Below are 12,252 nucleotides of genomic sequence, written 5' to 3'. Positions count from 1 at the left end.
TAGACGCAAAAACCCCCGGAATTTCAATTCCGAGGGTTCCGGTCAACTGTAAGATCAAGGGTCGGTTCCAATTCTTGCAGGGTTAGCCAGCGCATGCCTGCTTCAAAGTCCTCTTGAAACGTCTGCTTCAACACCACTTCGGGGTAAGAAGGCATGGGATGTTGAAGCCGATAAGCTTCCCAAGCCTGAGACCAGGCATCTGCCTCCATTCGGTATTGATATATCACGATTTTGTCAGGTGCCAGGACGGCATTAACAGTATGTATGATTTTACACACAGCTTGCACAAACTTCTCCGTTGTCATCTCTTGATTCCAATCAAGGCCAATGGGCAGAAATTTGATCTCGCCCGACATGCCGTTCTTCCCTTTAACGATCCTCCCATCGAGATAAATAGCTAGACCGGGTGGATATTTCATAGGAAAGTACATGCCTAGCACGCATTGGTCCCCTTCCAAATCTTCCTTCATCGAATAACCGCTAATGGCTGCATTCACATCATTCTCGACCATTACGGGCAGCCCGAATTGAGATTCGATCTCTTCAATCATGCGAAACCCGGTTAATTCTCGATGACTGCTTACCGTAATTTCTCCATTGACGGCCTGTCCCGGTATGCCGATGCCAATCACCTTGATGGAGGGATAAAGCCCAATGTAATGCTCAATGATTTCATAGAAGCGCTGTCGATCGAATACAGGCATGGTGTATTCTTCTTTGGCCAACAGATCATTTTCCAAATTCACGACGGTTGCCGAGATCAGCTCTTCTCCCTGTTTCTCCTTCAAATAAACGACAAGAGCCAGGCTGAAATTATAATTATATCTATAGGTAAGCGCGGGCCTCCCGCCGTTGGACGGAACGATATCGTCTTCAAACAATTCCCCAAGCTCGTACAGCTCCTTGACCAACGAATTCACCGTAACCACACTCAGCTTGGTCAATGACGCCAATTGGGGCTTCGTCGCCGTTTCTACTCGCTTCATGGTTTTGCGAACATTATTTAAATTGATTTCTTTCATTAAGTTAGCGTTTGCTTTTTTCATAAGCCCCCCTGCACACATGTTTCAACTTAATCTATGTTATCCCTATGATATACTACTTTTCCTGGTATACAAAACGGCATAATTATGCGTTAAGAACAAAAAAACCGCATATGTCATGCGGCTTTCATGTTACTGAGATGAGATCCGGTAAATTAATTCGGTGAGGCTTCTTCCTGCGGCAGCGGCATGCCCGCTTCAACCAATCGCTTATTGCGCATGAAGAAAACGGTAAGCACGAGCATAAACAATCCGGTACCGACCAGCAGCCATTCGATTTTGACCACGTCGGCAAGCGGACCGAATATCAGCATCCCGATAGGCATCATGGAAGTCGAAATCATCCCGAAGACACCGAATATACGCCCCAGATAATTTTCATCCACCTTCTCCTGCAGCATGACGGTTGTTGGCGTATTAAATATGGGCATCGCTACTCCGAATACAGCCATGATGGCCAAATAAATCCAGAAAACAGGCACAATGCCGAGCGCAAACGTGGACACGGCCATGACGAAGCTGGCTATAGCCATCGTGTACACTTTATTATTAAAGCCGCCCCAGGAAGCAATGATCCCCCCTCCAGCCATCATGCCGACGGAAAACGCGATTTCGATTGCCGTCAAGCGCCATACATCGTCCCCGAAGCTGCGGGTAACCTGCAGCGGGGTCAGAAAGGCTGCAGGCGCCATAAGCACGAAGAAAAAGGCGAAGAAGATAAAAAACGACTTGAGAAAAGCATGCTGTTTAATGTAGGCCAAGCCCTCTTTGAAATCGTCCAGATAGCCCGTGCTTTGCGTGTCCGACGCCTTTTTGTGCAGCGGAATTTTGAGAAAGGCAAACAATGTGAAGATCGCGATCGCAGCCGTAACGACGTCGATAAAAAAAATCGCTTCGATCGTTGCTACGGTGAGCAATCCCGCGCTGACGATGGGCGCTACGAACATGATCAGCGCTTGTAGGCTGCCGTTAATACCGTTTACTTTCGTCAGCTTATCTTGCGGCACGATTTGAGGCAATATGGCTCCGACCGCTGGAGTCTGAATGCCGGCCCCGAGCGCGCGTACGGCGGAAATGATAAACAGCAGCCAAACCGCCTGATAGCCAAGCATAAACGTAATGGCCAACATCAGCGTAACCACCGCGATCATGGAATCCGCGATCATAATGAGCGTTTTACGGTTGAAGCGGTCCGCCCATACCCCGGCAAAAGGCGACAGCAGGAACGTCGGAATGAATCCGCAAATAATATACAGCGTCATCATGATGCCCGACTGCGTCGTCAGCGTAATGTGCCACATAATGGCATATTGAACCAAGGCAGACCCGAACAGCGAGAGTGTTTGGCTGCTTAAAAAGAGAATGATGTTCCTTTTCCAATGGATTTTCTGGGCATCTTCGGTTTCTGACATCGTCCCACCCTTTCGTATGGTCTCGCTCACGCGAATTACACTCATTATAACGTTTAACGTTAGGCGACATTTCTTTTTAATTGCTCATTATGGATTATCTACGATACATATACCCTACATATTATTTATAATTTATCCTTTAACCGCTTGATGAAAACATGCTTCGCTTTTTCTTATTTGCTGCCGCGCTCCACCCTGCGTTCCGTCAAAAAGTAGAGCAATGCCAAGGCCGGAAAAAGAACGCCCAGCCACATCGCCGCTTTCCAGCCGCCCATAGCGTAGGCCCATCCCCCGGCTGCGGAGCCTATGGCCCCGCCGGCAAAAAAGATCGCCATATACAAGCCGTTCAGCCGGCTCCGCACCTCGGCTCCCAACGTGAAAATCGCGCGTTGTCCCAACACCAAATTGGCGGACACGCCCATATCCAGCAGGATGGCGGCAAGTACCAGGATCACGATAGAAAGCAGAGAACCGCCGGCAAACACGATCGGCAAAAGTCCGGATAGTATCACCAGCACGATGGCAATTCCGGTTGCGGGCCGGATCAGACCCTTATCCGCAAAGCGGCCGGCAAGCGGTGCGGCGGCAGCGCCTGATACTCCAGCCAAAGCAAACAACGCAACGCCTGCAGAGGAAAAGTGATACAGCGGACTTGTTAATACAAGCGGAACCGTTGTCCAGAACAGGCTGAACATCCCGAACAGAAAAGCGTGATACAGCGCCCTGCGACGTAGTATCGGCGTCGTTTTCAGCAGCCCCAGCATGGATGTGATGATTGCAGGATAATTATCGGTTGTTTGCGGCTTCCTTGCCGGCAGTACTTTGATCAAAACCAGAGCCAGCACGAAGAGAATGGCGGATGACATCATAAAGATAGCATGCCAGCCGAAGTAATTTTCCACCAAACTCGAAACCGGACGGGCCAGCATGATTCCTAACAACAGTCCGCTCATGACATTACCGACATTGCGTCCTCTCGTCTCCTCCGGGGAGAGATGCGCTGCATAAGGGACCAGGATCTGGGCCGCAACGGACCCCACGCCGATAAACAAGGAGGCGGCAAGAAACAGAGCGGCGTTTCGGGCTGCGGCGGCAAAGATTAAGACGATGGCCGTCAGCATCAGCAGCGTAACCACCAGTTTGCGATTTTCAAGCAAATCTCCCAAAGGAACGATGAACAGCAAGCCGATCCCGTAACCGATTTGGGTCAGCGTGACGATAACCCCTGCGGCTCCTGAAGATAATCCTATAGATGAACTGATCGACTCAACTAAAGGCTGCGTATAGTAAAGATTGGCAACGATCAAGCCGCACGCAACAGCAAGAATCAGCATAATCCAGGGGGACGCGGAAATCTCCAACTTGCCCTTTGCATTTCCATTAACATTCATGAGAAGCACTCCTTTTATAAAAATGATAGTGTAATCATATTGGAACGTTCATTCCAATATGGGAATACGTTCCCCCTGCATGCTTAAGCAAGGGGGATCCAATCGGAATGATTGTTCCGGAATGATGAAAAAAAAAGCTCTACAGCGACTCGATAACGGCGTTCATCATGCCGCGGACTTTATCGCTGTCGCTTTGGATCCTGGCCATCACGTTGATGCCGTGGTTGAGATTAAGCAGCAGGAACGACAGCATCTTTATGTCTTTCTCGGGGGAAATTTCGCCCGTTTCCTGGCCCTTTTTTAATTTCTCGTAGAACAGCTGCTCCAGCTCCGTAAAGCTTTGGCGAATCGTATTCTGCAAGGGCTCATCCATGGCATCCAGACCCACGGAAGCGTTCGTAATCAGACATCCGTTCGGGTAAGCTTCACCGTGCGTCGCAAACGCGTTCGTGATATGCAGTTCAAAATATTGGCGGATCCCGGCGATCGCAGAAGGGGCATGGTTCATCAGATCGCGTTTTTTTTGCGACATTTTTTTGTATTGCTGGATGGCCTCATAATAAAGCGTTTGTTTATCCTGAAATGTTTCGTACATGCTGGACCTGCTTAATTCCATCGCTTGCAATAAATCCGGTATGCTTGCCCCCTCGTACCCTTTCTCCCAAAAAACGATCATCGCTTTGCGAAGCACCTGCTCACGGTCAAATTCTTTGGTCCGTCCCATTCATACCTCCTCCTTCTCAACACGAGTATAGACTATTCGGAACGAACATTCCAGTATTTTTTTCAATCACTTATTTTCGCCGTACCTCCATTCGAAGCAAAATAGATGGGGTTTGTCACTACAGCCATCGACATGCCATCCGCCTGTCCGAACTGCCGCCAAACCTCTGCCCGTAAGAAGCATCTATGCTTTGCGTCAAACGTCAGTATAACGCCACCTTCCGAGTCGACAGCAGTTTCTGCCTCAAGACCGCGCTCGCTGTACAGGCGAATCAGATCGCCCGCCATTAAATCATCCAGTTGAACGACCACCTCGTGACTGGCTTGCTCATATGGCACTTCATCTCCAATCCCGTAATCACCGCACTGAAGGTTGGCAAAAGGGCCGTCTGGCGAATTGGTAATCACGACGCGGCCATCCTTAATACCGTTTAGAACACCCTCCACCGTTTTTTCATGGGTCCAGACCCATACGCATGGCATCGCATGCTTCACATAGGAATCCGGTCGATGCACATCGCTTCCGCCTACGGCTACCAGGCGTCTCCCTGCGACAAGCTGCTCCTGCCACCAAGAAAGCGCGCGTCTGTTGTGCTCTCTCCATGGCCCGTTCCAAATTTCTACCCCGTCGTAATCCACATCGAAATCCCACTCCCACGGGCAGTGATCACAGTGCGTATGGTTCAGCACAATCTTGGCCCCCCGCTCGCGGGCGATTCGAAACTTCTCGTGAACATCGGATATGCCCGATACGCGAAAATCATCCATGGGGCTCGACACGCCAAGGAAATTACTATGACCATAATTCGTCGTAAACTCCGTACCCGGTATCATAAGCACCGAGGTCCCGCGCGGATAGGCAAGGTTCTGGCTGCTCGTATTATGATCGGTCATGGCCATAAAATCGCAGCCTAGGCTTTCCAAGATGGCCGCATTTTCTTCCAGCGTATAAGACCCGTCGCTATGAACGCTGTGCGTGTGAAGATCTCCCTTCAGCCAGCGCCATGTTTTGTAGGTAAACTCGATTTCGATCGTGACCAAGCAACCCTCAGCGGGCACCTTGTAGGCATTATGGAGAATAGCCCATTCTCCTGTGGCCAATAGTCCGGGCAGATAACCCGGGGTGGCTGTATTCGGACCGATATTGAATTCCTGACGAGCCCCTCCGCTCCAGCCTCTTACTTTCTCGGCGTCCCGTATCCCTAGATCAATGACCGCTTCGGCAGGGTCGCCGCCACGGGAATCCACCAGATAGCTTACGTGAATTTCTTCGACATCCGGTGGCATTTGGAACGGAATTTCAATGTACGAACTTTGTTCCGAATGTTCAATGTATCGTTTGTAAACCGATGTGGTCCTCCGCTCGATTTGTTGTGTCATATGAATTCCTCCTCTTCTCTGCCTATTCTTTATTTGCGCCGACAAACATTCCTTTGACAAAATACTTTTGCACATACGGATAGATGATGATGAGCGGGAGCAGGGCAATGACAATCCCCGCCATTCGGACATTGGTCGTGATCATGAAATTGCTCGAGGTCGAATCGGTATCGACGATGAGCGATTTCAGCGCGATTTGCAGCGTATATTTGGACGAGTCGTTGATATAAAGGACGGCCGGCGTGAATTGGTTCCAGCGACTGACGAACTCAAACAGCGTAACCGTTGCCAGTCCTGCGCTCGCAAGCGGCAAGTACATCGTAAAGAAGATCCGAGGATCTCCGGCTCCGTCAATCCGGGCAGATTCCGACATTTCGTAAGGAACACTCAAAAAGAAATTTCGCATGAGGATGACACTGAATCCGGATACGAAACCTGAAAGTATTAATGAGGACAGCGTGTTAAGGAGTCCTAAATCCTGATTCACGATATAGAGCGGTATCATAATCGCCTCGCTTGGAATCATCATCGTTAGCAGGATCGCGGTTAACATCCACTTTTTACCGGGAAGTCCTTTCTGTATCAGGACATAGCCCGCCATGGAACTTAGGAAGACATGACCTAAGGTACCGACAACGGTCACAATGACATTGTTCGTAAAAGGCAAATAAAGCTTCATGCGGTTCCATACGGTGGAGAATCCCTCGAGGCTGAATTCCTTGGGCCAGAGTACGATCCCCGGCTGCATGGAAGCAAAATTGGATGAGAATGCAAGCGCGAGTGTATTTATGAACGGAATAACCATAGTCAAAACGAGCAGAAGGAGGAACAGAACATTGATCGTATCAAACAAACGGCCAGGCAAGCTTATTTTATTCATTGATTTCATATACCGACTCACCCTTCATCATAGCGGATCACCGCTCTTGTTACATACGTCAGCGTGAATGTTGCCAAAATCACCAGGAAGCCGGCCGCCGTTGCAGGTCCAACGCTAAATTCCAATATCCCTTTTTGATAGGTGTACATCATAATGACGTCAACTTTCTTGGCAATGGCGCCATTACTCATCACGAATATTTGATCGAACAAACGCAGGATACCCAATACATTTAACATGATGACCACTTTCATGGTGGAACGAAGCATCGGAACGGTGACGTAACGGACCTTCTGCCAGCGACTGGCGCCGTCCATGCTAGCAGCCTCATACAGCGAGGGATTAATGTTTACGATGGCGGCCAGGTACATAATGCAGGTATATCCCATCTCCTTCCAACCTGAAGTAAGGATCATGACGGTGCGGGCATAACGATCCGAAGAGAGGAACCCGACCGACTGGCCGCCGAATAGCTGAATGATCTGGTTCACGATGCCTGTATCCGGAGACAACAGCAGAATCCACATCCCGCCTACGACCACCCAAGAGAATAAATGAGGTAAATAGACAATCATCTGGGTCATTTTTTTGAACCAGGCGGAAGCCACTTCATTTAAGGAGAGCGCAAGAATCAGCGGCAAAAAGAAGTTGATGATAAAGCCTCCCGCGCCGATCACGATCGTATTTTGAAAAACTTCCCAAAACACCGGATCCTTCAGTACCCTCAGATAGTTATCGAAACCGATAAAGGGCCGGTCACCGATCAGCCGGTAATCTTGAAAGCTGATGGCAAGTCCCCGGGCCAGCGGATAAAAGGAAAAGATGAGGAAATAGGCCAGGATGGGAAGCATCATAAAATATAGAGTTTTGTATTTGAATACGGCTTTCACGGAAATTCACCACCATGATCGAAAAATAAAGAGGGAGCGGCGTGATCACCGCCCCCTGCTCTTAAAGCTTTTAATCGATATACCCGCCGGCTTTAAGTGCTTCCCGCATTTTCTTTACGGCGTCGGCTGCCGGCATCTCGCCCATGATCGCTTTGAAGGAATGTTCATTGATGATCTTCTCGGCATCTGCCCAATGGGAAGGCGTCATTTCCAAAGCAGCGTATTGATCGACGAGATCCTGCGCTTCCTGCACGCCCGGCAGTTTACCGAAAGGCGCTTCGACATTACGGTTGTACCAGAAAGGAACGCCATGATCGGAAGCATGCTCTTTACCGGTTTGCGTCAGCGTAAACTTGCCGTTGTCAACCGTGTAATCCACATCCTTGATGCCTAAGCTGCCCAGGGTTATCCCTTCCTCGGAATGCCACCATTCAATGAATTCGAAAGCTGTTTTCGGATGCTCCGCATTAACGGGTATAACCCATACGTCCGGATCGCCCCTGCGCAGCATGTGGTTGCCGTTCGCATCGGCTGCACCCGGCAAGCCCTTCGCTTCGAATTCCGTATTCGGGTCTTGTTCATGGCGCGTGTTGTTCAGCATGCCCACCCAAGCGTCCCAATACGTAATCATGCCGACGCGATCGGCAAGGAACAGGTCGCGCATTTTACCGGTGTCATTCGTGGTGAAGTTCGGATCCAGAATGCCTTCCTCAAACAGCTTGTTCAGCCATTCATAAACCGGGATGGCCGCATCCGTGGAATACGGAACGTCCAGCTTGCCGTCAGCGGTTTCGACATATCGCTGTTTCAGGCCTGCGGCGCTGAAGAAGCCCTGCAGTTCGTACATGCCGGCCGTGCTGAGTCCGTACGTGTCTTTTTTGCCGTTGCCGTCCGGATCTTGTTCGGTGAAAGCTTTGAGGACGGTGTAATAATCGTCCAGCGTTTCAGGCTCGGGCAGATTTAATTTGTCCAGCCAGTCCTTGCGAACGATCGGCATCGTTCCTCCTTGGTACTTGGTGAACACGCCGTAGATCTCGCCATCCTTCGTCTTGACTTGTTCCCACTCCTTGGCCGGAATGACATTGGGATCCGAAAGCACCTTGGAGCCGTTCACTTGATCGGTCAACGGTGTAAGAATTCCTTGATCAATGAACGTGGACATTTTCTCCTTGCTGATCTGCAGCAGATCGAACTTTTCCCCGGAAGCGATGGCTGCCAGCAGCTTCTGGTCATAGTCGGCAGCCGGCTTGTTCATCGTAACCTTGATGCCGGTTAGACGCTCGATTTCCTGCTCGAACTGCGTATTCTCCTCAGGCGTTTTGCCGCCGATGACACCCGTCATGATTTTGAGCGTGCGTTCTTCGGCATTCGATGCAGCTTGGGACGCGGCATTGCCGCCTTCCTGTGTGCTACTGCTGCCGGCGTTCGGGGAACAACCCGCAAGCAGCCCGCCGAACAGAGATACAGCCATGATTGCACTCATGATCTTGATTCTTTTTACCAAGCTAACCACTCCTTCATTGTCGTTAAGAAAGAAATTTGCAGGATTCCCTCACAACCAGCTGCGCGGGTATGATGATTTGCCTGTGGATACGTTTATCGCTTATTTTCTCGAACAACAGCTTGGCTGCTTCCGCTCCGAGCGTCTCTGCCGACAATTCCACGGATGTCAGCTTTGGATTCATATCCTGAGCCAGAATAGCATCATTGCTGAGAGCGATGACCGACAGCTGTTCGGGCACCTCGATATCCAGCTCCCTGGCAGCCCTCAGCACGCCAAGCGCCACTCGATCCGTGTCCGTAATGACTGCCGTATAATTCATGTTTCCATAAGTGTTCATGATGGACATATATCCGTATTCCGTTCCGTTGGCATGCAGCTTGTGGTCATAGTACACCACATACTCTTCGGGCATCGGCAGGCCGTGTTGGCTATAAGCCTCCGCCAAGCCAAGTTGTCGATCGTAGGACACGGTCATATCGGAGGATGCATTCAGGAAGAGAACAGTTTGATGTCCGCTCCGGAGCAAATAATCTCCAACCATTTGAGCCACGTTTGCATTGTTGTTATCTACGTAACTGATCGTATCGTCATAAGGATCCGACCGCCCCACCAGCACTAAAGGAGTGCCCATCATCAGGTACCGTTGAATTCGCAAATCATTTTTTCGCGGGTTGAGCAGAATGACGCCATCGACAGGATCCTGCGAATACAAAGTGGGATCCTCCTGCTCGGGCAAGGTGTCCAGAACTAGGCGGTACCCTTGCTTGGAGCATTCCTTGATGACACCGTTAATCAACTGAGTATCGAATGCCGTCATCGTCCCATCAGGCGGGAGAGGTATCTTGAGGCCGATGCTCATCGTCCTCTTGATCGCCAGGCTTCGGGCCAGGTGATTCGGGAAATATCCCAGCTCTTGGGCTACCTCTAATACCCGCTCCGTCACTTGTTGGCTGATCGGCCTTTTTTTGCTGAACACACTGGACACGGTTCCCTTGGATACTCCAGCCATCCTGGCAACGTCATCAATGGTAGCCATCTATCGTTGTTCCTTTCTCTAGCAGATTCTGATGGATTGCTTGATCATTAAACCGGTTTAATAACCCTACGTGATTGATTTTAAAAAAGAATAATTGAATAGAATGCAGGTTTATGTTAATTGAAAATTAAATCTTAGGTATAAAACTCGTTTCTTTTTGACAAACCAAAAAAGCCGCCTATCAGGCGACTTGGTATGCACGTATATGATAGAAAAGCTATCCCTACTGAGCTCAATTACCGTTAAAGTTTATCCTTCCCGCGTATCTCCTAGGCTTTCTTTGAGCGCATCGCTTTACATTGAGTAATGCTTTGATCGTTCATGAGTTTGAGGTATTCGTCTGACTCTACGGCGTAGATTGCGACTTTCCCTTCAGCGTCATGATGAATCCCCCAGCCATAGCGCTTGCCTAAGGACGAGGTTCGGAGACAAGGCTGCCCTTTCGAAAAAAACTTCTCGCGAGCGGCTGCTCTTTCCGTTTCCGGAATCTGATTACGCTCGGCAAACACTTCGAACAATACATCTTCTTGCGTGTATCGGTAAGGGTGGTTCGACAGCAGCTCATACTGAATCACCGGTATGGTCTTAGACTCGCCTTTTGCTTTCGGAATGACGGCCTCGCTGACAGGGCAGTCTTCGGCAATTTGAATAAAGGTGTCGTATTCATTCATGTCTTTCATATGTAAGAATAACCTCCAATTCTAATTAACATTCAGTATACATCATATCGTAGCATCATCTACAGACTAGCGCTTGAATCTTGAATCTCTTCCGCCTTGTATCCGAAGCAGCGGCTCCAGGCAGCGGATGCTGGCTTCGACCACTCACTTATTGGAGATCAAAACAGTTGTATGGGCAAGAACAATCCCTTTTCAATCAACGGTCCGAATATCAACATCCCGACGGACATCATGGACAGGCTTCTCTTAAATCGTAATCGCCAAAAATGAAGTGCTCATGACTTTATCCTGATAAGTTTCCTAATGTCCTGGAATAAATAACAGCCTCAATCCGTCCTTCCGGGAAATTGAGACTGTTATGTTATTGAGGCACAAGAATCCGAATCTCATTCACCCGTATAATATCTAATCAAAGCCTGCGTGCCTTTATCCTCAAGCCCCTTCTCGGCCAGCTGGCTGTACAGCGATTCGGCTAGGGACAAGCCCGGCGTAACCAAGTTCATCGCCTTAGCGGATTCCAGCGCGATTCCCATATCCTTGATGAAATGCTTGATATAGAATCCCGGCTCCAGATTCCCGGCAATCATGCGAGGAGCCAAATTGCTAAGCGACCAGCTGCCCGCCGCTCCGCTCTCGATGCTCTTGAGCACGATTTCGGGATCCAGCCCGGCGCACTCCGCATAGGCCATCGCCTCGCAGACTCCCATCATGTTAGAGGCAATGGCGATCTGGTTGCACATCTTCGTATGCTGTCCGGCGCCGGCTTGCCCTTGATGGACAATATTGCTTCCCATCGTCGACAGCAGCGGCTGCACCGCCTTGACGTCTCCCTCTTCCCCGCCGATCATGATGGACAGTCTCGCCTCACGTGCCCCCACGTCACCGCCGGAGACCGGAGCATCCATGGCATGGAGCCCTTTCGACGAGGCGGCTTCATAAATACGGCGGGCTAGCAGCGGACTGGACGTCGTCATATCGATCAGATATGCCCCTTCCCTGGCATGCGCCACCAGCCCGTCCGGTTCCAAATAGAGTTCCTCGACATCCTTCGGGTAGCCCACCATCGTAATGATTACGTCGCAGGCCTGCGCCAGCTTGGCCGGGGTATCGTGCCATACGGCGCCGTCCGCCACCAGCCGCTCCGCCTTGGAGGCGGTTCGCGTGTATACGTGCAGCGGGTAGCCGGCTTTCCGGATATGCCCTGCCATGCTGTGGCCCATTACGCCCAAGCCGATAAACCCTACGGTCGTTTGATTCGGTGCGATTGTCATCATGTGATCCTCTCCTTTTATTCTATATAAGCCTGAGTCTGT

The 12,252-nt window shown here is 50.1% G+C and carries 11 protein-coding genes; all 11 read right to left on the bottom strand.

Annotated features, from left to right (window positions below):
* Positions 1-23 precede the first annotated feature (23 nt).
* The 11 genes from JNUCC32_RS08175 to JNUCC32_RS08125 all read right to left on the bottom strand — a co-directional run bounded on the left by JNUCC32_RS08175 (position 24) and on the right by JNUCC32_RS08125 (position 12,210).
* A complete protein-coding gene (locus tag JNUCC32_RS08175; protein WP_192571619.1) occupies positions 24-1,046 on the bottom strand; it encodes an ROK family protein in 1,023 nt (340 codons plus the stop codon).
* A gap of 152 nt (positions 1,047-1,198) precedes the next feature.
* On the bottom strand, positions 1,199-2,455 hold the full coding sequence (locus JNUCC32_RS08170; RefSeq protein WP_096774062.1) for an MFS transporter: 1,257 nt from the start codon (positions 2,453-2,455) through the stop codon (positions 1,199-1,201).
* 173 nt (positions 2,456-2,628) lie between these two features.
* The gene (locus tag JNUCC32_RS08165; RefSeq protein WP_192571618.1) at positions 2,629-3,846 is read right to left on the bottom strand and encodes an MFS transporter; all 1,218 of its coding nucleotides are present in this window, start codon (positions 3,844-3,846) and stop codon (positions 2,629-2,631) included.
* Positions 3,847-3,985: 139 nt separating this feature from the next.
* Positions 3,986-4,570 (bottom strand): TetR/AcrR family transcriptional regulator, encoded by a 585-nt coding sequence (locus tag JNUCC32_RS08160; RefSeq protein WP_096774064.1) that lies wholly within the window; start codon positions 4,568-4,570, stop codon positions 3,986-3,988.
* A gap of 62 nt (positions 4,571-4,632) precedes the next feature.
* Positions 4,633-5,949, bottom strand: a complete 1,317-nt coding sequence (locus JNUCC32_RS08155) for a CehA/McbA family metallohydrolase (RefSeq protein WP_192571617.1) — start codon at positions 5,947-5,949, stop codon at positions 4,633-4,635.
* Between the two features lie 22 nt (positions 5,950-5,971).
* Positions 5,972-6,838, bottom strand: coding sequence for a carbohydrate ABC transporter permease (locus tag JNUCC32_RS08150; protein WP_192571616.1), 867 nt, complete (start codon positions 6,836-6,838; stop codon positions 5,972-5,974).
* 8 nt (positions 6,839-6,846) lie between these two features.
* Positions 6,847-7,719, bottom strand: coding sequence for an ABC transporter permease subunit (locus JNUCC32_RS08145; RefSeq protein ID WP_192571615.1), 873 nt, complete (start codon positions 7,717-7,719; stop codon positions 6,847-6,849).
* Positions 7,720-7,789: 70 nt separating this feature from the next.
* Positions 7,790-9,232, bottom strand: coding sequence for an extracellular solute-binding protein (locus tag JNUCC32_RS08140; protein ID WP_228468900.1), 1,443 nt, complete (start codon positions 9,230-9,232; stop codon positions 7,790-7,792).
* 13 nt (positions 9,233-9,245) lie between these two features.
* Positions 9,246-10,259, bottom strand: coding sequence for a LacI family DNA-binding transcriptional regulator (locus JNUCC32_RS08135; RefSeq protein ID WP_096774069.1), 1,014 nt, complete (start codon positions 10,257-10,259; stop codon positions 9,246-9,248).
* A gap of 269 nt (positions 10,260-10,528) precedes the next feature.
* The gene (locus tag JNUCC32_RS08130; protein ID WP_192571613.1) at positions 10,529-10,939 is read right to left on the bottom strand and encodes a DUF6157 family protein; all 411 of its coding nucleotides are present in this window, start codon (positions 10,937-10,939) and stop codon (positions 10,529-10,531) included.
* Between the two features lie 386 nt (positions 10,940-11,325).
* Complete coding sequence (locus JNUCC32_RS08125) at positions 11,326-12,210, bottom strand: NAD(P)-dependent oxidoreductase (RefSeq protein ID WP_192572621.1); 885 nt, start codon at positions 12,208-12,210, stop codon at positions 11,326-11,328.
* Between the last annotated feature and the right edge of the window lie 42 nt (positions 12,211-12,252).

It is taken from the genome of Paenibacillus sp. JNUCC32, assembly GCF_014863545.1.
In the GTDB taxonomy this organism is placed as follows: Bacteria; Bacillota; Bacilli; order Paenibacillales; family Paenibacillaceae; genus Paenibacillus_AQ; species Paenibacillus_AQ lautus_A.
The sequence above is the reverse complement of the archived record's forward strand: the minus strand, read 5'-3'. Positions and strand labels throughout refer to the sequence as shown.

Excerpts from the sequence above, each read along its gene's own strand:
- JNUCC32_RS08175 (WP_192571619.1), bottom strand. The coding sequence starts at position 1,046 with ATGAAAAAAGCAAACGCTAACTTAATGAAAGAAATCAATTTAAATAAT.
- JNUCC32_RS08170 (WP_096774062.1), bottom strand. The coding sequence starts at position 2,455 with ATGTCAGAAACCGAAGATGCCCAGAAAATCCATTGGAAAAGGAACATC.
- JNUCC32_RS08165 (WP_192571618.1), bottom strand. The coding sequence starts at position 3,846 with ATGAATGTTAATGGAAATGCAAAGGGCAAGTTGGAGATTTCCGCGTCC.
- JNUCC32_RS08160 (WP_096774064.1), bottom strand. The coding sequence starts at position 4,570 with ATGGGACGGACCAAAGAATTTGACCGTGAGCAGGTGCTTCGCAAAGCG.
- JNUCC32_RS08155 (WP_192571617.1), bottom strand. The coding sequence starts at position 5,949 with ATGACACAACAAATCGAGCGGAGGACCACATCGGTTTACAAACGATAC.
- JNUCC32_RS08150 (WP_192571616.1), bottom strand. The coding sequence starts at position 6,838 with ATGAAATCAATGAATAAAATAAGCTTGCCTGGCCGTTTGTTTGATACG.
- JNUCC32_RS08135 (WP_096774069.1), bottom strand. The coding sequence starts at position 10,259 with ATGGCTACCATTGATGACGTTGCCAGGATGGCTGGAGTATCCAAGGGA.
- JNUCC32_RS08130 (WP_192571613.1), bottom strand. The coding sequence starts at position 10,939 with ATGAAAGACATGAATGAATACGACACCTTTATTCAAATTGCCGAAGAC.
- JNUCC32_RS08125 (WP_192572621.1), bottom strand. The coding sequence starts at position 12,210 with ATGACAATCGCACCGAATCAAACGACCGTAGGGTTTATCGGCTTGGGC.